Annotated in this window: 18 protein-coding genes; 16 read left to right on the top strand and 2 right to left on the bottom strand. The window is 71.8% G+C overall.

Features of this window, described 5'->3' with window-relative positions; genetic code table 11:
* Both AL072_RS21145 and AL072_RS21140 read left to right on the top strand, forming a co-directional pair.
* On the top strand, positions 1-1,167 hold the full coding sequence (locus AL072_RS21145; protein ID WP_045584190.1) for an NADH:flavin oxidoreductase/NADH oxidase: 1,167 nt from the start codon (positions 1-3) through the stop codon (positions 1,165-1,167).
* A gap of 104 nt (positions 1,168-1,271) precedes the next feature.
* Entirely contained in the window at positions 1,272-2,843 is a 1,572-nt protein-coding gene (locus tag AL072_RS21140; protein ID WP_045584189.1) for an FAD-dependent oxidoreductase, read from the top strand.
* Between the two features lie 21 nt (positions 2,844-2,864).
* On the opposite strand, the gene AL072_RS21135 is transcribed toward AL072_RS21140, so the two are convergent.
* Positions 2,865-3,593, bottom strand: coding sequence for a HisA/HisF-related TIM barrel protein (locus tag AL072_RS21135; protein ID WP_045584188.1), 729 nt, complete (start codon positions 3,591-3,593; stop codon positions 2,865-2,867).
* Here AL072_RS21135 and AL072_RS21130 point away from each other — a divergent pair.
* The 14 genes from AL072_RS21130 (at position 3,592) to AL072_RS21065 (ending at position 18,952) form a co-directional block, all read left to right on the top strand.
* Positions 3,592-4,623 (top strand): ATP-grasp domain-containing protein, encoded by a 1,032-nt coding sequence (locus AL072_RS21130; protein ID WP_045584187.1) that lies wholly within the window; start codon positions 3,592-3,594, stop codon positions 4,621-4,623. The two genes, AL072_RS21135 and AL072_RS21130, sit on opposite strands and share 2 nt — an antisense overlap.
* A complete protein-coding gene (locus tag AL072_RS21125) occupies positions 4,620-5,657 on the top strand; it encodes a hydantoinase/oxoprolinase family protein (protein ID WP_045584186.1) in 1,038 nt (345 codons plus the stop codon). The genes AL072_RS21130 and AL072_RS21125 overlap by 4 nt, the downstream gene beginning before the upstream one ends.
* Positions 5,658-5,742: 85 nt before the next feature.
* A complete protein-coding gene (locus tag AL072_RS21120; protein ID WP_045584185.1) occupies positions 5,743-6,879 on the top strand; it encodes a PepSY-associated TM helix domain-containing protein in 1,137 nt (378 codons plus the stop codon).
* Complete coding sequence (locus AL072_RS21115) at positions 6,872-7,327, top strand: hypothetical protein (RefSeq protein ID WP_045584184.1); 456 nt, start codon at positions 6,872-6,874, stop codon at positions 7,325-7,327. The genes AL072_RS21120 and AL072_RS21115 overlap by 8 nt, the downstream gene beginning before the upstream one ends.
* Positions 7,327-7,650 carry a hypothetical protein gene (locus AL072_RS21110; protein WP_045584183.1) on the top strand — a complete coding sequence of 108 codons (324 nt, stop codon included), beginning with the start codon at positions 7,327-7,329 and terminating at the stop codon, positions 7,648-7,650. The genes AL072_RS21115 and AL072_RS21110 overlap by 1 nt, the downstream gene beginning before the upstream one ends.
* Positions 7,651-7,662: 12 nt before the next feature.
* Positions 7,663-8,226, top strand: a complete 564-nt coding sequence (locus AL072_RS21105; RefSeq protein ID WP_045584182.1) for a DUF6162 family protein — start codon at positions 7,663-7,665, stop codon at positions 8,224-8,226.
* Positions 8,223-9,173 carry a metal ABC transporter solute-binding protein, Zn/Mn family gene (locus AL072_RS21100; RefSeq protein ID WP_045584181.1) on the top strand — a complete coding sequence of 317 codons (951 nt, stop codon included), beginning with the start codon at positions 8,223-8,225 and terminating at the stop codon, positions 9,171-9,173. Before AL072_RS21105 ends, AL072_RS21100 begins: the two co-directional genes overlap by 4 nt.
* Entirely contained in the window at positions 9,170-9,958 is a 789-nt protein-coding gene (locus AL072_RS21095) for a metal ABC transporter ATP-binding protein (RefSeq protein WP_245636963.1), read from the top strand. The genes AL072_RS21100 and AL072_RS21095 overlap by 4 nt, the downstream gene beginning before the upstream one ends.
* Positions 9,955-10,842 carry a metal ABC transporter permease gene (locus AL072_RS21090; protein WP_045584180.1) on the top strand — a complete coding sequence of 296 codons (888 nt, stop codon included), beginning with the start codon at positions 9,955-9,957 and terminating at the stop codon, positions 10,840-10,842. Before AL072_RS21095 ends, AL072_RS21090 begins: the two co-directional genes overlap by 4 nt.
* Positions 10,843-10,850: 8 nt before the next feature.
* Entirely contained in the window at positions 10,851-11,714 is an 864-nt protein-coding gene (locus AL072_RS21085; RefSeq protein WP_045584624.1) for a metal ABC transporter substrate-binding protein, read from the top strand.
* Between the two features lie 196 nt (positions 11,715-11,910).
* Positions 11,911-12,417 carry a sigma-70 family RNA polymerase sigma factor gene (locus AL072_RS21080; protein WP_045584623.1) on the top strand — a complete coding sequence of 169 codons (507 nt, stop codon included), beginning with the start codon at positions 11,911-11,913 and terminating at the stop codon, positions 12,415-12,417.
* The gene (locus tag AL072_RS21075) at positions 12,417-13,352 is read left to right on the top strand and encodes a FecR family protein (protein ID WP_045584179.1); all 936 of its coding nucleotides are present in this window, start codon (positions 12,417-12,419) and stop codon (positions 13,350-13,352) included. Before AL072_RS21080 ends, AL072_RS21075 begins: the two co-directional genes overlap by 1 nt.
* Positions 13,353-13,545: 193 nt before the next feature.
* Positions 13,546-15,963: a TonB-dependent siderophore receptor gene (locus AL072_RS21070; RefSeq protein ID WP_245636962.1), complete on the top strand. Its 2,418-nt coding sequence runs from the start codon at positions 13,546-13,548 to the stop codon at positions 15,961-15,963.
* 163 nt (positions 15,964-16,126) lie between these two features.
* Positions 16,127-18,952 (top strand): ATP-binding protein, encoded by a 2,826-nt coding sequence (locus AL072_RS21065; RefSeq protein ID WP_052710233.1) that lies wholly within the window; start codon positions 16,127-16,129, stop codon positions 18,950-18,952.
* Here the strand turns inward: AL072_RS21065 and AL072_RS21060 are convergent.
* Positions 18,906-19,592, bottom strand: coding sequence for a response regulator (locus tag AL072_RS21060; protein ID WP_281178691.1), 687 nt, complete (start codon positions 19,590-19,592; stop codon positions 18,906-18,908). The two genes, AL072_RS21065 and AL072_RS21060, sit on opposite strands and share 47 nt — an antisense overlap.
* Positions 19,593-19,656: the final 64 nt, after the last annotated feature.

The raw sequence follows: 19,656 nt of genomic DNA, 5'->3' as shown, positions 1-19,656 counted from the left end.
ATGGAAAGCGCTCCCGCCGCCGACCCCTCCGCCGGGACGCCGCTTCTGTGCCGGCCGGTCGCCCTGCGCGGAACGACGCTGCGCAACCCCATCGTCATCTCGCCGATGTGCCAGTATTCGGCGGTGGATGGCGAGGCCGGCGACTGGCACCGGGTCCATCTCGGTCGCTTCGCCATGGGCGGGGCCGGCATGGTGATGGTCGAGGCGACGGCGGTGACCGAACAGGGCCGGATCACGCCCGGCGATCTCGGCCTGTGGGACGACCGCCAGATCCCCGGCCTGCGCGGCATCGCCGCGATGCTGACGGCCCTCGGGGCGGTGCCCGGCATCCAGCTCGGCCATGCCGGGCGCAAGGCGGCCAGCCAACGGCCCTGGCAGGGGCACGGCCCGCTCGGCGCCGCCGACGCGGCGCGCGGGGAGCCGCCCTGGCCGGTCGTCGGCCCCAGCCCGCTGCCGGTCGCCGACGGCTGGCAGCTGCCGGCGGAACTGGACCGCGCCGGCCTCGCCGCCCTGGTCGAGGCATGGCGCGGCGCGGCGACGCGGGCGCTGGAGGCCGGGTTCGAGGTGGTGGAGCTGCATTGCGCCCACGGCTACCTGCTGCACCAGTTCCTGTCGCCGCTCGCCAACCGGCGCACCGACGGCTATGGCGGCGATCTGGCGGGGCGCTGCCGCTTCCCGCTGGAGGTGGCGGCGGCGGTGCGGGCGGTCTGGCCGGCCGACCGGCCGATGTTCGTCCGCATCTCGGCGACCGACTGGATCGACGGCGGCTGGACTATCGAGGACAGCGTCGCCTTCAGCCGCGACCTGAGGGACCTCGGGGTCGACGTGATCGACTGCTCCTCCGGCGGCATGACCGGGGTGTCGGCCACCGCGGCGGCGATTCCGCGCCATCCCGGCTTCCAGGTTCCCTTCGCCGGGCGGATCCGGCGGGAGGCCGGGATCGCGACCATGGCGGTCGGCCTGATCCTCGACGGCCGGCAGGCGGAGGCGATCCTGCGCGACGGGCAGGCCAACCTCGTCGCCATCGGGCGGGAGGCGCTGGCCGATCCCAACTGGCCGCTGCATGCCCGGCAGCAGCTGTGCGGCGGCGGATTCGACGGCTGGCCGGAGCAGGCCGGCTGGTGGCTGGCCCGGCGGGCGCGGGCGCTCGACCGCAGGCCGGACTGACGGCCCCGCCGGAGGCGCGGCAACCGAAACAACGGGACAGGCGGCGGACCGGCGTGCTCCTCACGGCGCGGCGCCGGTGGCCGCCCTATTGGGAAGGCACCGACATGAGCGACATCGTCGTCCGCGAAGAGACGGACATCGTGGTGGTGGGCGGCGGCGGCTCCGGCCTGACCGCCGCCATCTTTGCCCGCCGGGAAGGCGCACGGGTGGTCCTGCTGGAGAAGCACACCGAGTTGCGCGGCAGCACCGGCCTGTCGATCGGCTCGATCACCGCCACCGGCACTCCCCACCAGCGCCGGGCCGGCATCGCCGACGATCCCCAGGCCCATTTCGAGGATATGGGGAAGTTCGCCGCCAAGCTCGCCGGCGACCGCGCCGCCGCCGCCGACAACGAGGAACTGCGGCGTATCCTGGTGGAGAATGTCCCGGCCAGCGTCGACTGGCTGATGTCGCTGGGGGTGACCTTCTACGGCCCGATGCCGGAGCCGCCGCACCGGCAGCCGCGTATGCACAATGTGCTGCCCAACTCGCGCGCCTACATCTATTTCGTGGCGCGCGAGGCACGGCGCGTCGGCGTCGACGCCCGGGTCGAGGCGACGGTCGAGCGGCTGCTGGTGGAGGACGGCCGCGTCGTCGGCGTGGCGGCGCGGATCGCCGGCCGCGTCCACGAGCTGCGCGCCCGCCGCGCGGTCATCCTTGCGACCGGCGACTATTCGTCGAGCCCGGACTGGAAGCGGCGCTTCAACCCGGCGGTGGCCGAGGTGGACGGCGTGAACACGACCAATGTCGGCGACGGACACCGGTTCGGCGAGGAGCTTGGCGCCGAGGTGAGGTTCGGGGAGATCATCTACGGCCCGAACCTGCGCTTCATGCCGCCGGACAAGCCCAGCATCCTGCTGCGCCTGCCGCCGCACCGGCTGCTGACCGGCGCCATGCGCATGGCGCTGGAGACGCTGCCGACCTGGCTTCTGCGTCCCTTCATCCTGTCCTTCGTCACCACCTATCTCAGCCCCGAGCCGTCGCTTTTCCGCGAGGGGGCGATCCTGGTCAACAAGCGGGGCGAGCGTTTCGCCGACGAGCTGGACCGCCCGAACTACGCCCTGGCCGAACAGCCCGGCAAGGTCGGCTACATCGTCTTCGACGACGAGGTGGCGCGCAGGTTCGGCAAGTGGCCGCATTTCATCTCGACCGCTCCCGGCGTCGCCTATGCCTATCTCCAGGATTACCGGCGGACGCGGCCGGACCTCTACCACCGCGGCCGGACGATCCAGGAGCTGGCGGCCTCCATGGGGGTGCCCGCCGCCGCGCTGGGCGGGGCGGTCGCCGCCCACAACGCCGCGCCCGGCGGGCGGCCCGTCATCGGCAAGGGACCGTACCATGCGCTGGGCCCGGTCAAGAGCTGGATCATCCTGACCGACGGCGGCCTGACGGTGAACCGCAACCATCAGGTGACGCGCGGCGACGGGCAGGCGATCCCCGGACTCTATGCCGTCGGATCGGTCGGGCAGGGCGGCCTGCTGCTGGAAGGGCACGGCCATCATCTGGCCTGGGCCTTCACCTCGGGACGGCTGGCCGGCGCCCATGCCGCCGTGCATCATGGTGATTCCACTGGCGTCGCCGCCCCTCCCCAGGGCCGCGCCAGGGATCCGGTGACGGAGGCACAAGCGGGCCGCTAGGACCCGCGTGTCACCCGGGCGTCACGCGCCCGCCACCGCCGGGCCGGGCGGGACGCGGCCGAGCGCCGCGGCGTCGAGGCGCCGGTCGTGCAGTGCGCTGGCCACCAGCACGGAGTCGGCGCCGTGCGCGGCGAGCGCGTCCAGATCCGTGGCATCGCGCACGCCGCCGGCCGCCCATACCCGCAGCCCCGGGCGGAGCGCCGCCAGCGCCGCGATCCGCTCCAGATCGGGCCCCTCTCCCGATCCGACGCGGTCGAGCGTCATGGCGATCACCCGCGCCGGCCACAGGTCCGCCCGCTCGTGCAGGACCGCCGGCCCCAGGGGTCGGCCCTGGCGGATGTCGAGCGACAGCGCCACCCGGTCGGCCCCCGCCATCGCCATCGCCGCCTCCAGCGCATCGGTGCCGGTCTGGCTTTCGCTGCCGATCACCAGATGGCCGATCCCGGCATCGAGCCAGCGGCGGCAGTCGCCGGGCGTCGCCAGCCCGGCATCCACCCAGAAGGCGACCTCCGGCCAGCGCGCCTGGAGTGCCGCCACGGCCGTCCGGTGGTCGCCACTACCCCGGATGGCGTCGAGATCGGCGACGTAGCACGCCCGGAAGGGATGCAGCGCCAGAAGCGCGCCCACGATATCCTCGGGAACGGCGCCGGCGGTCAGGCTGCTGTCGATCGGGCGGTAGCGGTCGCGCTCTCCCCGCCGGGCATGAACCACCTGTGCGCCCAGCAGGTCGATGACGGGAATGACGTCCATGAGGCGAGGCTTTCATCGGGTTCTGGTCTGTGAATACGTCACCGGCGGCGGCCTGTCCAACGCGCCGCTGCCGACCGGCCTGATGGCGGAGGCCGAGGCGATGGTCGACGCCCTGGCCGGTGACCTCGCCATGCTGGACGGAGTGCAGGTCGTGCTGTGCCGGGACAGCCGTCTTCCGCCGCCCGCCGTCCTGTCCTCCGCCCCTCCCGGCCGGGTCGCCCTGTTCCCGGTGGAGCCGGGCGAGGATGCCGACGCACGCTGGCGCGACGCGGCCGGCGGCTGCGATGCGGTCTGGCCCATCGCGCCGGAATGCGACGGGCTGCTCGGCCGGGTGACGGCGCTGTTCCGCGCCACCGGCCGCCCGGTGGTGGCCTGCGCGCCCGACGCGGTGGTGGTCGCCTCCTCCAAGATCGCGACGGCGGCGCGGCTGGCCGCCCACGGCATCGCGACCATTCCGACCGTTCTTCTCGGCGACCCGCCGCCTGCAGCAGCCCGCCATGTGGTGAAGCCGGACGACGGCGCCGGCTGCCTCGACACCTTCATAGTCGATGGCATAGTCGACGACATCGCCGGCTGGCGGCCCCCGGCTCCCGGCCGCTGGATCGTCCAGCCCCTGGTCGAGGGGGAGGCGTGCAGCTTCTCCATGCTGGTCGGCGGCGCCGGGGCGGTGCGCTTGCTCGCCTGCAACCGGCAGGCGGTTACGGCCGCTGCCGGGCGCTTCACCTTCCATGGCGTCGAGGTGGGCGCGCGGGAGGATCGCCGGGCCGTCTGGGAACCGCTGGCGCGGTCGGTCGCCGCCGCCATTCCGGGGCTGCGCGGCTATGTCGGCGTCGATCTGATCGACCGGCCGGCCGGCCCGGAGTCGAATGGCCAAGAGTCGAATGGCCCGGTGGTGGTGGAGGTCAATCCGCGGCTGTCCGTCGGCTATTGCGGACTGTCGCGGGTGCTGGGCCGGAACCCGGCCGCCGACATCCTCGAGCTGTTCATCCCCGACCTGTTCGACGGTGACGGCGCCGGAGGCGGGACATGACCAACATGATCGGCTGGGACATCGGCGGCGCGCATCTGAAGGCTGCCTGGGTGGAGGACGGCCGTCTGCGCGAGGCGGTGCAGGTGCCGTGCCGCCTGTGGCAGGGGCTGGGCGAACTGGACGCCGCGCTGGCGGCGGCGCTGGCCCGCCTGCCCCCGGACGCCGGCCATGCGGTGACCATGACCGGCGAGCTGGTCGACCTGTTCGACGACCGCGCCCAGGGCGTCCACACCCTGATCGACCGCATCTGCGCCGCCCTGCCGGGCCGCCGGCTGCGGATCTATGCCGGCCGGCGCGGGCTGCTGGCGCCGGACGAGGCGCGCGGCCATGCGATGGAGGTCGCCTCCGCCAACTGGATGGCGAGCGCCGAGGTCGTCGCCCGGTTCCTGCCCTCGGCCCTGCTGGTGGACATGGGCAGCACCACCACCGACATCGTTCCCGTCCGCGACGGGGCCGTCGCCGCCCGCGGCGTCACCGATCACCAGCGGATGGCGGTGGAGGAACTGCTCTACACCGGCCTCACCCGCACGCCGGTGATGGCGATGGAGCGCACCGCGCTGATCGCGGGGGAGCGGCTGCCGATGATGGCGGAGTATTTCGCCACCAGCGCCGACCTCCATCGGGTGCTGGGCTGCCTGGACGAGGCCGCGGACCAGCATCCCGCCGCCGACAACGGGCCGAAGACGGTGGAGGCCAGCATCCGCCGCCTTGCCCGCATGGTCGGGCACGACGCCGCCGATTTCGCCCCGGCGGTCTGGCGGGCGATGGCGCGCGACCTGACCGAGCGGCAGGTGCGCCGCATCCATGATGCCGCCGAACGGGTGATCTCCGCCATGGACCCGCCGCTGCCGGAGGATGCGCCGGTGGTCGGGGCCGGGGTGGGGAGGGCGGTCGCCGCCACGGTGGCCGCAAGGCTGGGCCGCCCCTGCCGCGAGTTCGCCGAATTGGTGGGCGCTCCGGGCCTGGGCTGGGTGAGCGGCTGCGCCCCCGCCGCCGCCATGGCCCTGCTCGGCTGGCGGCCGGATAAAAATTGAGAATCTTTCGCATTTCATCCTGAGGCTGGAGGCCCGCCCGTTCGTCTGAGGGGAAAGGGCGCGGGTTCCTGCGGAGAGGATTGAGATGAGCGCTGGCAAGTCGCGCACGCGGCTGTGGTTCCTGTGGCATTCCTGGCTGGCGATGCCGATCTGGGCCTTCCTGTTCTTCATCTGCCTGACCGGCACCATCGCCGTGGTCAGCACCGAGATCACATGGCTGGTCGACCCGTCGATGCGGGCGTCGGGCGGGGGCGAGCCCCTGCCGCCGAGCGCGCTGATCGCCGCGGCCGAGGCAGCGGCGCCGGGCGGGCGGGTGAGTTCGCTGAACTGGGGTGGATCCCACATGGCGGTGGGCGCCGACATGGCGATGCCCGACGGCACCTTCACCACCGCCTGGGTCAACCCGGTCAGCGGCGTGGTGCAGGGGATATCCTCCGGCGCTTCGTTCCGCCAGTTCATCCGCGCGCTGCATGGCTGGCTGATGACCTATCCGACCGGCTGGTATCTGGTGACGCTGCTGGCGATCCCGCTGGTTGGGTCGCTGATCACCGGGCTGGTGGTCTACAAGCGCTTCTGGAAATCCTTCTACCAGCCGCGCATCCGCTGGAACCAGGCGCCGCGCGTGATGTGGGGCGACCTGCACCGCGTCGCCGGCACCTGGTCGATCTGGTTCATCGCCGTCATCGCCGTCACCAGCCTGTGGTTCCTGATCTACATCGCGCTGTTCCATCTCGGCATCGGGCTGGGCGGCAGCAAGGCGCCGGTGATGGTCGCGCGCGACGGCATCCCGGTGACGGCGACCGCGCCGAAGGTCGATGCCGACGCCATCGTGGCGTCCGCCATGGCGGCGTTGCCCGACATGCGGCTGCGCTACATGCGGCTGCCGAACACCGCCTACGACACGGCGTCGGTCATCGGCTCCAGCGGGCAGGTGCCGCTCTTGCCCGACATCCTGCGCATCGACCCCTACACCGCCGAGGTGATGGCGGTGGAAGGCGGGCTGGACGGCGCGTCGGGCGTCGAGCTGACCCGCACCATCATGCGGGCGCTGCACACCGGCGATTTCGGTGGCCTGCCGGTCAAGCTGGTCTGGTTCGCCTTCGGGTCGCTGATGACCCTGCTGGTGTTCAGCGGCATGCTGATCTGGATGAAGCGGACGGCGCGGGCCACCGTCGAGGCGGTGCGCGGGCTCAAGCTGGCGAGGGGCTCGTCCAATGCGTAGGCTGTGGCAGCGCGGCAAGTTCCATCTCAGCGCGCTGATGCTGCTGGTGCCGCTTCCCTTCCTGCCCAACTATTTCAGCCCGAAGCCGATCTTCGCCCCGCCCGAGATCCGGCGGGATCTGACCGCCGGTGCCTTCCCCCTCCGGCTCGTCACCTACGACGAGGCGCCCCATTGGGGCGGGAACGGCGAGCGGATGAAGGAGTACCGCATCCATCTCCGCCCGGCCGACATCGACAGGGTGCGCGGCGTCTTCCTGCGCGTCGGCAAGCCGCGCAACCTGCGCGCCGCGGGCGCGCTCGGCTTCGGCAACCCGTATGAACGCGAAGCCGAGGTGGCGGTGCCGGCCGAGCCCGCCGGAACGGAGGAGCTGTGGGTGACGGTCGAGGACTGGAACGGGCAGGTGCATCAGGCATCGACCCCGCTGGCCGGTTTCCTGGGAGGCAAGTGATGAATCCGCGTCTTTTCAGTCTGGCGGCCGGGCTCGCCCTGGCCGCCCTGTTCCCCGCCGCAACCGCCCATGCCCATTACCCGGTCTGCGAATGCCGGATGGCGGACGGCCAGACCGTGGTCTGCACCGGCGGATTCTCCGACGGATCGAAGGCACCCGGCGTGGTGCTGGACGTCATCGCCTATGACGAGCAGGTGCTGGTCAAGGGCAGGCTGGGGGCGGATTCGACCCTGTCCTTCCCGCGCCCGGCCCAGGATTTCTACGTCCTGTTCGACGCTGGTCCCGGCCATACGGTCGAGATCGAGCACAGCGCCATCAAATAGGGCCTCCGTCCCATGCATCACCAGATCGTCCGCCGCGCGGGGGCCGAGCGCGAAACCCTGTGGGTCCTGCTCGCCGCCGGCCTGATCCTCGCATCCGCCGCCACCGTGGCCGGGCTGCGGTCCGCACCGGAGGTGGAAGCGCCGCCGGTCGCCGGCCAGCTCGACTCCCGCACCGGCCTGACCGCCGCCGAACAGGGACTCCACGCCGACCTCAAGGCGGCGGCGGCGGAGATCGCCGACCTGCGGCGCACCGGCGGACAGGCGCCGGCCCCGGCCGAACTGGCCGCCCAGGCCCTGCCGCCCTTCGCCGCCGACCCCAGCGCGGCGGCGCGCGGCGGCCATGCCTGGACCCTGGCCGAAGCCGGCGGGACCGTAGCCTATGCCGGCATTTCCACCCAGCCTGCGACGGCGGGATCCCTGGTCCTGCTGCTGGACGGGCATAGCGACAGCCATGCCCCCGGGATTTGGCTGAAGCGCGCCGCCGAGGCGCCGCCCGCCCGCCTCGACGAGGCGTCGCTGGCCGCCGCCGGCTGGAAGCGCATCACCTCCACCTTCACCGCCGGTGTGACCCGATGACCGTCCCGACGAACCGCCGCCGCTTCCTCGCCGCCGCGCTGGCGGCCGGCGCCTTCGCCACCGGCATCCTGCCCGCGAACGCCCGTGCGGACGTGCCGGCCGGGCGCCGCCGCTTCGGCGTCACCCTGCATCCCTACTATTCCTACGTCGCCAACGTCGTCGGCGATCTGGCCGAGGTGGTGCCGATCATTCCCGCCGGCTTCAACCCGCACGCCTACGAACCGCGCCCGGAGGACATCCAGCGCATCGGCAGCCTCGACGCCATCGTGCTGAACGGCATCGGCCACGACGATTTCGCCGGCCGGATGATCGCCGCCTCGTCCAGGCCCGCCCTGCCGGTGGTCGAGGCCAACGCCGACGTGCCGCTGCTGCCCGCCGCCGGCTCGGCGGCGCGCGCGTCGGGCAAGGTGGTCAATCCGCACAGCTTCCTGTCCATCACCGGCTCGGTGCTCCAGGTCGCTACCATCGCCCGCGAGCTTGGGCGGCTCGATCCCGCCAACGCCGACGCCTATGCCGCCAACGCCCGCGCCTATTCCCGCCGGCTGCGCCAGCTGCGGGCCGACGCCCTGGCCAAGCTGGCGAACAAGCTGGCTTCGGCCGGCGGCACCAGCCTGCGCGTCGCCACCATCCACGGCGCCTACGACTATCTGCTGCGTGAGTTCGGGCTGGAGGTCTCCGCCGTTGTCGAGCCGGCCCATGGCATCGAGCCCAGCCCGGCGCAGCTTGCCGAGACCATCGCGACGATGCGCCGGCTCGACGTGCAGGTGATCTTCTCGGAGCTGAACTTCCCCAGCGCCTATGTCGAGACGATCCGCCGCGAGACCGGCATCCGGCTCTACGCCTTCTCCCACATCTCGCACGGCGACTACGCCGCCGACCAGTTCGAGCGCGAGATGGCCCGCAACATGGACACGCTGGTGCAGGCGATGGTGGAGGCCAAGCCGTGACCGGCTGCTCCATGACGGGCCGCTCCACGATCGGTCGCGGTCCCGGCATCCTGTTCGACCGGGTCGACCTGACGCTCGGCCGCACCGCCATCCTGGAACAGGTCTCGCTCACCGTCGCCCCCGGCGCGGTGCATGCGGTGGTCGGCCCCAACGGCGGCGGCAAGTCGTCGCTGATCCGCGCCCTGCTCGGTCAGGCGCCGCACCGCGGCATGATCCGGCTCGACTGGCCGGGCGAGGCGCCCGGCACCGTCGCCTATGTGCCGCAGGCGGTCGAGTTCGACCGCGGCCTGCCGTTGACGGTCGAGGATTTCCTGGCGGTGCTGTGCCAGCGCCGTCCCGCCTTCCTGGGGCCGGACCGGCGGATGGGCTATGGCGAGGCGCTGGCCCGCGTCGGCATGGCCGGCAAGGAGCGCCGCCGCTTCGGCGCCCTGTCGGGCGGCGAGCGCCAGCGCGTCCTGCTCGCCCAGGCGCTGATCCCGGCACCCGACCTGATCATCCTCGACGAGCCGATGACCGCGCTCGACGAGGCCGGCGTCGCCATCTTCGAAGCCCTGCTGGCCGAACTGGCCGCCGCCGGCACCACCATCCTGTGGGTCGAGCACGATCTCGCCCAGGTCCGCCGGCTGGCGACGCGGGTGTCGGGGCTGAACCGGCGCGTGCTGTTCGACGGCCCGCCGATGGAGATGCTGTCGCCCGAACGGGTGCTCGACCTGTTCTCCGCCGTTCCCCGCCAGCGGGCGGAGGCGGCCGCCGGCGAACCCGCGGCCCGGAGGATCGCGTCATGAGCTTCGAGACCCTGCGGACCCTGGTCCAGGGCTGGGCCGGGGCCGGGCTGCTGCCCGCCGGCCTGACCCATGGCTTCCTGGTCAACGCGCTGCTGTCCGGTCTGGTCATCGGCCCGGTGCTGGGCGGGCTCGGCACGCTGGTGGTGACCAAGCGGCTGGCCTTCTTCTCCGAGGCGGTCGGCCACGCGGCGCTCACCGGCGTCGCCATCGGCATCCTGGTGGGGGAGCCCTACACCGGCCCCTATGCCAGCCTGTTCGGCTATTGCCTGCTGTTCGCGCTGCTGGTGAACTACACGCGCAACCGCAGCAACCTGACCTCCGACACGCTGATCGGCGTCTTCCTGTCGGTGTCGCTGGCGCTCGGGGCCAGCCTGCTGCTGATCCTGGCCAGCCGGGTCAACATCCATATCCTGGAGAATGTGCTGTTCGGCTCGGTGCTGACGGTGGACGACCGCGACCTCACCGTCCTGCTGGCGGTGGCGCTCGGCGTGACCGCAGTGATGCTGCCGCTGTTCAACCGGCTGCTGCTGGCCAGCTTCAACCCGGCGCTGGCGCGGGTGCGCGGCGTTCCGGTGAAGGGGCTCGACTATCTGTTCATCGTGCTGGTGACGGTGGTCACCGTCGCGTCGGTCAAGATCATCGGTGCCATCCTGGTCGGCGCCCTGCTGGTGATTCCCGCCGCCGCCGCGCGCGTCGTCGCGACGTCGCTGCGCGGCTTCTTCCTGCTGTCGGTCGCCTTCGCCAGCGTGGCGGCCGTCGCAGGCATCCTGCTGCCGGTGCAGCTGGCGCTGCCGGTGCCGTCGGGCGGCGCCATCATCCTGGCGGCCGGCCTGCTGTTCCTGGGCGCGTTGCTGGTGCGTCTGGTCATGAGGGGGGAAGAATGATGAGGCGCATGACGGTCGCAGCGCTCCTGCTGCTGGCGATGTCGCAGGCGGTGCCGGAAGCGTCGGCCGAAACGGTGCTTGCCGGCCACCCGGTCACCGCCGGGCTGGCCCAGGCGCTGACCCGGGGGACCGGGGTGACGGTCGAGGCGGTGGTGCCGTCCGCCATCCCGATGGGGCGCCAGCATGCCTTCCTCGCCGGGCGTGGCGAGGCCAAACTCGTCGAGGCGGCGCGCAAGGCCGACGCGGTGCTGACCCTGCGCTCGGTCTGGGCGGAGGATCCGCTCTATCCGCTGGCGCGGCGCGCCAACATCCGTCTCGTCGAGGTCGATGCCGCCCGTCCGGTGGACGGCGCGCTGCCGGGCATCGCGCTGCGCGACGGCGCAGCCTTCCCCTGGCTCGGCATCGCCAATGCCGGCCGCATGGCCGACATCCTGGCCGCCGACCTGCGGCGCCTGTATCCGGACAGCGCCATCGCCATCGACGCCAACCTTGCCGGGGTGAAGCGCGGGCTGCTGGCGCTGTCCTCGACCTCCGCGCAGGCGTTCGCAGCGCTGCCCGACCCGTCGGTGGCGGCGCTGTCCGACCGTTTCGCCATGCTCGCCGCCGATCTCGGGCTCGACCTGCGCAAGGTCTGGATCCGCGACGACCGCGACTGGACGCCGGAGCGTCTGGCCGAACTGACCGCCTTCCTCAAGGCCGGGCGCATCCCGGCGGTGCTGCACCACCGCCAGCCGGCGGCGGAGATCGTCAAGGCCGTCGCCGACGGCGGCGCCCGCCTGATCGTGATCGACAGCCTGGAGAGCGGCCCGCCCGTCGCCATCGATGCCGCGCTGGGGCGGATCGCCGGCCAGCTCGAAGCCGGCCTGCGCTGAGTGTCGCAAAGGCGCGCCGGAAGGCCGGTCCGGTTCCGCCGAAAAACCCCCGACATCATGACGTCCGCCATCGGCCGGCTCCTCACCCCGCTTCCGAAAAGTATTTTCCGGAGGTCGATGTATAGATTGCGAACCATTCTCATTCGTGGTTAGGACTGGATCTCCGATGGATCGATGGAACGGGTTCGCCGAGGTCATGGCTGAAAGAGACCGGTCTTCCCTGTTGGGGCTGCTGCTCGTCCATTATGAGGAGATGACCGGCCATCTGGCGCGGCGTCTCGGGTCGCTCTGCCTTGCCGAGGATGTCGTGCAGGACACCTATCTGCGCCTGCGCAGCCTGGCCGCCGTGCCGGAGATCGACAACCCGCGCTCCTACCTGTTCCGCATGGCGGACAACATCGCGCTCGACCGCATGCGGGCGGAGACCCGGCGGGGCCGCCGCTTCGCCCCGGCCGAACTGGGAGTCGACCGTCCGCTGGAGGAGCCGGATGCGGAAGCCACGCTTGAGCACAAGCAGCGGCTCGAACGGCTGAGCCGGGCGTTGGCCGAACTGCCGCCGCGCTGCCGCGAGGTGTTTCTGCTTCACAAATTCGACGGATTGAGCCATGCCGACATCGCCGTGCGCCTGGGCATCTCGCGCAGCATGGTGGAGAAGCATGTGATGAAGGCCCTGGCCCACTGCCGCGACCGGCTGGCGCTGTGATGGACCGCGACGCGCGCGATGAGGCGCTGGCATGGTTCGTCCGCCTGCAATCCGGCGACGCGGACGCGGCCGACCGCGCGGCCTTCGCCGATTGGCTGGCCCGTGATCCGGCCAATCGGCACGAGTATGACCGGCTGTCGGGGGTGTGGGCCGATCTCGGCCGCGTGCCGGACCCGCGCCGGCCAGTCGGCGGAGGCCGCGCTGCTCCGACGCGGCGCCGGTTCCTGTCGTTCGGCGCCTTGGGCGTGGGCGGAGCCGCGGCCTGCGCCGCCGGGCTGGGCGCGGCGGTGGTCCTGACCGGCTGGCCGGGCGAGGTCCGTACCGGAACCGGCGAGCGCCGGTCGCTGGCGCTGGCCGACGGTTCGGCCGTCGACCTCGACGCCGGCAGTGCGCTCGCCGTTGATTTCTCCGCCGCGGAGCGCCGGGTGCGCCTGATCGAGGGGCGTGCGCGCGTCGCCGCCGCGCCCGATCCGGGAAGACCTTTCGTCGTCGCCTGCGCCGACGGCATCGTCACCATGGTGGAGGCCACCGTTGTCGTGCACCGCCAGCCGGACAGCGTGGTGGTGGCCGTCGAAAAAGGGACGGCGACGCTGGCGGCGGCAGGCCGTCCGCCGGTCCGCCTCGCCGCCGGGGAGTGCCGCGCCTACGGCCCCGACGGACCCGGTCCCCTGCTGCGCGACGGCGTGGCGGCGGAGACGGCGTGGCGGCAGGGACGGCTGGTCTTCCAGGGGCAGCCGCTCGATGCGGTGGTCGCCGACCTCAACCGCTACCACCCCGCCCGCATCCTGCTGTGGGACCGTCCGCTCGCCGCCCTGCGGGTCGACGGCAGCGTCGACGTCGGGCGCCCGGATGCCGCGCTCAATGCGATCATCCGCACTTTGCCCGTGCGCACGCTGCGCCCTTTTCCCGGACTGGTCATCATCCGTTCCGTCTAGCCGGTTCGTCGGAGTTTTTTTCGAAAAGGAGGTGAGGAGCCAACCTTCGGCCGACGTCCTGACTCACCGAAAGGCAAATGCAACTCATTCGCATTTAATTGGGGGCTCGGTGATGGTTGGTTCGGTGATCGTCGGTACAGGGGCGCGCTTGGCGGGACGGGCAATCGGCCGGACCGGCTGCAGGCCGGTTCTGATGGGGATTCTTCTGGCGTCGACCGCGCTGCACGGCGCCTCGGCGGCAACCGCGACGGCGGGCGCGCCGGCAGCGCAAGTGGCGCAGCAGGGCGGCACGGTGGCTTTCGCCATCCCTGCCGGTCCCTTGCCGGGCGTGCTGGCCGCCTATGGCCAGGCCGCCGGGCTTCAGATTCTCTACCCGACGGAGATCGCGCAGGGAGTCTCCTCCCCTGGCGTGACGGGGACCATGGCCCCGCGCGAGGCGCTGGTGCGGCTGCTGGCGGGGACCGGCCTGACCGCGCGCTTCGCCGATGCCGACACGGTGACGCTGGAGAAACCGGTGGCCGGCGCCGCCGGTGCGGTGATGCTCGATCCGATGACGGTCCAGGGCGCCGTTTCCGGCGACCGCGGCCGCAGCGAGGGAACCGGCTCCTACGCCGCCGCCGGACCGTCGACCAGCGCGACCAAGCTCGACCTGACGCTGCGCGAGACGCCGCAATCGGTCAGCGTCATGACCCGCCAGCGGATGGACGACCAGGGTCTGAACGAGATCCGGGACGTCCTCGACCAGACCGTCGGGGTGTCGCGGATGCAGTCCGGCGCGCTGGGCACCGACAGTGAGGAAATCTACGCGCGCGGCTTTGCCGTCAACAATTACCAGGTCGACGGCATTCCCCGTTCGACGGTGTACGGCTTCGGCGACAGCATCTCCGACATGGCGCTGTTCGACCGCGTCGAGGTGGTGCGCGGGGCGGCCGGCCTGCTGAACGGCGTCGGCGATCCCTCCGCTGCCGTCAATCTCGTCCGCAAGCGCCCGACCCCGACCGTCCAGGGCTATGTCCAGGGGCAGGGCGGCTCCTGGAACCGCTACCGCGGCGAAGCCGACCTCTCCGGCCCGCTGGTCGAGAACGGCCGGTTGCGTGGCCGCGTCGTCGGCGCCTACCAGGACGGCGACAGCTTCATCGACCGGCTGCACGAACGCAAGAAGGTGCTCTACGGGGTTCTGGAGGCCGACGTCACCGACGACACGCTGTGGACCGTCGGGGTGGAATACCAGAAGCACAAGTCGGACAACGCCTCGCGCTCCGGCTTTCCGCTGTTCTACGCCGACGGCACGAAGACCGATTTCGGGCGCTCCTACAACAGCGGTGCCGACTGGGCCTATTTCACCCATGACAACCTGACCGTCTTCTCCGACGTGAAGCACCGGTTCGCCAACGGCTGGACGGCGACGCTCAACGTCGAGCACAGCACGCGCGAATATGACGGCCTGATCGGCTACGGCGTGCGCGGCAGCCTCAACCGCGACGGCACCGGCATGGGGATCTGGCCCGGCCGCTGGAATTCGACGCTGCAGCAGACCTCCATCAACGCCGACGTGACCGGCCCGTTCGAGCTGTTCGGGCGCAAGCACGACCTGATGGCCGGCATCGGCGGCTATTACGCCAAGCGCAGCGGCCTCGACTATCCGCTCTGGTTCATCGACGGCTACGACACCTCGATCTCCAACTACTTCACCTGGAACGGCCGGATCGCCGAGCCGACGCTGAACCCGACCGGCTGGTCGCAGACCAACGAACGCCAGATGGCGGCCTATCTCGCCACGCGGCTGCGGCCGACCGATGCCCTGTCGGTCATCCTCGGCAGCCGCATCAGCCGCTGGGAGCAGAGCGAGGAGAGCCACCCGGACGGCGCCGCGGGGACCGCGACGAAGCGGTCGGAGAACGGCGTGTTCACCCCCTATGCCGGCATCGTCTACGACCTGACCGACATTTGGTCGGTCTATGGCAGCTACACCAGCATCTTCAAGCCGCAGGACTATAAGAACGTCAGCGGCCAGACCCTCGATCCCATCGACGGCGACGCCTATGAGGCCGGCGTCAAGGCCGAGTTCCTCGGCGGCCGTCTGACCGCCAGCGCCGCGGTGTTCCTGATCCAGCAGGACAATCTGGCGGTCGCCGACAGCGGCCGTTTCACCCCCGACGGCGGGCAGGCCTACAAGGCGGCCAAGGGTGCGAAGAGCAAGGGGTTCGAGTTGGAGCTGACCGGCGAGGCGATGCCCGGCTGGCAGGTCGGCGGCGGCTTCGCCCATACCTCCGTCAAGGATGCCAGCGGCCAGCGGCTGCTGACCTACGTGCCGCGCGACACGCTGAAGATGTTCACCACCTACCGGCTGCCGGGGGCCTGGGACCGGCTGACCGTCGGCGGCAATGTGAAATGGCAGGGCGAGATCTACAACGGCAGCGGCAGCCGCCGGTCCGAGCAGGGCAGCTACGCGGTGGTCGACCTGATGACCCGCTATCAGGTGACCGAGAAGGTCGCGGCGACGCTGAACGTCAACAACCTGTTCGACAAGAAATACATGACCAGCATCCAGAGCAACGGATATTACGGCGAGCCGCGCAACGTTCTGCTGTCCCTGCGCGCCACCTGGTGACGGAGGGCTGCCGGCCGGCCGGGCGGGGACGCCCGGCCGCGTTCGCCCGGCTGCGACCCCGGCGCCCATCGCCACCGGGCGTTCCCTGTGCTGAAATCGGCCTTCGTTTCGTCCTGGCGGCGGTGGGGATGACCTTCCCGCCGGCCGTCCGTGAAGGCCCTTCATGTTCCGTCACTCGCTGGCCCGCCTCGTCCTGGTGCTGCAATGGACCGCCATCCTGGCGGTGGTGGGCATCACCTTCCTGCTGGCCGGCCGGGAATGGCTGGCCTATGCCGATGCCGGCCGCATCGTCGGGCTGACGCGGGCCGACCGCGTGCTCTTTACCGCGACCGCCGGCATCCGGTTCGAGAACGGCGTGACCGGGGTAGCGGTGCTGACGCTCGACGACCCCGCGGCGGCGGTGGAGGAGTCCTACCGGAAGGTCGACGGCTATTATCGCGACGCCGTCCTCTCCGTCGCCGAGGCCGACTTCGAGGGGCGGGACGCGCTGCTCGCCGCGGCGCGCGACGCCCATGACACGCTGGCCGACCGGCGCCCCATGCTCGACGCGCTGCTGGCGCAGCCGCTGGCCGAGCGCGACATGGGGGCGGCCGATCCCTGGCTGATGGCGATGTACGAGCTGGCCGGGCGTCTGGCCGACATCTCCGTTGCCGCGACCAACGCCGTGCGCATGCTCGATCCCACGGTGGCAGAGCTCGCCTATGTGCGGCAATCCTCCTACCTGATCCGCGAGCGCTTCGGGCGGCCCTGCTCGGCGCTGCGTCCCGACGTCCAGCGCAACCAGCCGCTGGACCGCGACCGGATCGCCGCGTGGCGCGAGGGCATCGGCGCCTATCGCGCGCGGTGGGAGGCGCTGGCCGAACAGCTCGGCCGGCCCGGCGCTCCGCCCCAGCTGGTCGAGGACATCCGCAACGGCAGGGCGGCCACCGAGGCGGCGCAGGAGCGGATGGACGCCATTATCTACGGGCTCGACGGATCGGGCGTGCCGGCGATGGCGCCGGCCGACTGGTCGCATCTCTGCACCGACGCCTACGGCCCGGTGCTGGCGCTCGGCGATCATGCGCTTGCCCTGGCGGTCGGGCATGCCGAGACGCGGCGGGCGGAGGCGTGGCGGATGGTGACGGCGATGGCGGCGCTGTCGCTGGCCAGCCTGCTGCTCGGCGGCCTGTCGATCCTTGCGGTCCGCCGCCGGCTGACGGTGCCGATGCGCCGGATGCAGGCCACCATCGGCCGGCTGTCCCGGCAGGAGTTCGATGAGCCGGTTCCCGCCGCCGGCCATCCCGACGAGATGGGGGCGATCGCCGGCGCGCTGGAGGATCTGCGGGCCGGGGCGCTCGCCGCGCGCGGCCTGCAACGCCAGCTCGACGAGGCGCGGAGCCAGGAGATCGCGCGCGCCAACGAGGCGAACCGGGCCAAGACCGTCTTCCTCGCCACCATGAGCCACGAGATCCGCACGCCCTTGAACGGGATCCTGGGCATGGGCCAGCTTCTGGGCGACAGCCCGCTGTCGCCGCAACAGCGGCAATGGCTCGACGGCATCTTCCAGTCCGGCTCGCTGCTGCTGGCGGTCCTGAACGACGTGCTGGATTACGCCAAGATCGAGGCCGGGCGGATGGAGCTGGAATGCACCCCCTTCAGCCCGGAAGCCCTGCTGCGGAGCATCGAGGCGTCGATGGCGCCGCAGGCGGTGGCCAGGGGGCTCTGCTACCGCAGCGCCATGTCCGGCCTGCCGCCACGCCTGCAGGGCGACCCGGCCAAGCTGGGGCAGGTGCTGCTCAATCTGGTCGGCAACGCGGTGAAGTTCACCGACAGGGGCGAAGTGGTGGTGTCGGTGCGGCGGCTGGACGGGGCGGCGGCCGGCCGGGCGCTGCTCGAGTTCGTCGTTTCCGACACCGGCATCGGCATCGCGCCGCAGGCGCTGGAGCATGTGTTCGACGCCTTCACCCAAAGCGACAGCTCGATCACCCGGCGCTTCGGCGGCACCGGGCTCGGCCTCGCCATCAGCCGGCGGATCGTCGAGGCGATGGGCGGGACCATCGCGGCTGCCAGCGCGCCGGGGCAGGGCAGCCGCTTCACCGTGACGGTGGAGTTCGCCCTGGCGCCGCCGGCTCCCGCCGCGTTGCCTGCCGCCGGCACCGGCTTCGCCGCACCGATGCCGGCGCTGGCGGTCCTGCTGGCCGAGGACAACCCGGTCAACGCGGCGGCGGCGGTCGCCATGCTGGAGCGGATGGGGCACCGCGTCACCCATGCCGGGGATGGCCTCGCCGCCGCCGAACTGGCGGCCCGGCACGATTTCGACGCGGTGCTGACCGACCTTGCCATGCCCGGGCTGGACGGTTTCGGGTTGGCCCGGCGTATCCGCGGCCTGCCGCACGCCACCCGCTGCGAGGTGCCGATCATCGCCGTCACCGCGACCGTCTCGGCCGAGCGGATCGAGGAGTGCTACGCCGCCGGGATGACCGGCTTCGTCGGCAAGCCGTTCCACCGCGACGAGCTGCGCGACGCGCTGGCCGCCGCCATCGGCGCCGAAGGGGAGGAGGAGGCCGCCGCGCCGCCGCCGTCCCGCCGCGGCAGCCTGCTGGAGGAGCGGGCCGCCGATCTCGGCATCGAGAAGGCCGGCCGGATCGTCGCGCTGTTCGTCGACACCGCACCGGCGCTGCTGGCCGAGGCCATGGCCGCCGCCGCCATGCGGGATTGCCGGTCGTTCGGCGATGCGGCGCACCGGCTGAAGGGCGCGGCCGGGCTGGTCGGGCTGCACCGCTTCGCCCGCCTCGCCGCCCAGGCGGAACGGGATGCGGCGGAACTGGCCGAGTCGGATCTGGCCGAGTTGGAACGGGATGCGGCCGGCGGTACTCCCGACGCCCTCCACCGTCACGCCCGGCGGCTTGCCGCGGCGACGCCGCGGGCGGTCGCCGGCTTGCGGCTGGCCTGGGCTGGGATGCTCAGCGCGCGGGCGGCAGGAAACGATAACCCATCCCGTGCTCGGTGACGATCAGCTGCGGGTCTGCCGGGTCGGCCTCGATCTTGCGCCGCAGCCGGGCGATCAGCACATCGACCGTGCGGTCGTTGGGGCCGGCGTCGCGGTGGCTGACCTCGTCGAGCAGCGCGTCGCGCGACAGCACCTGACCGGGATGGCGGACCAGCGCCGCCAGCAGGTCGAATTCCCCGCGGGTCAGCCGAACCTCCTCGCCCTGCGGCGAGGTCAGGCTGCGCTGGGTCAGGTCGACGGTCCAGCCGGCGAACTGGCGCAGCTGGCCGCCGCGCTCGCCGCGCCCGCTGTCCGCCGTCCGGCGCAGCACGGTGCGCACGCGGGCCAGCAGCTCGCGGGGGGAAAAGGGCTTGGTGACATAGTCGTCGGCTCCCAGCTCCAGCCCGAGCACCCGGTCGATCTCGTCGCCGCGGCCGGTGACGAAGATCACCGGCAGGTCGCTTTCGGCGCGCAGGTCGCGGATGACGGACAGCCCGTCCTCCCCGGGCAGGCGGATGTCGAGCAGCACCAGATCGACCTTTTCGCGCGCCAGCAGCAACCGCAGGCTTGCGGCGTCGCCCACGGCACTCACCCGATAGCCTTCGCGCTGGAAATAGGAGGCGATGGACTCGCGTGCGACCGGCTCGTCATCCACAGCCACAAGATGATATTCGTGAAGCATAAGACCCTCTGGCACGCGAACTGCGACATAACGTCCGGTTTAC

This window comes from Azospirillum thiophilum, assembly GCF_001305595.1.
Lineage (GTDB): Bacteria > Pseudomonadota > Alphaproteobacteria > Azospirillales > Azospirillaceae > Azospirillum > Azospirillum thiophilum.
This window is presented reverse-complemented; position numbering and strand designations above follow the sequence as displayed.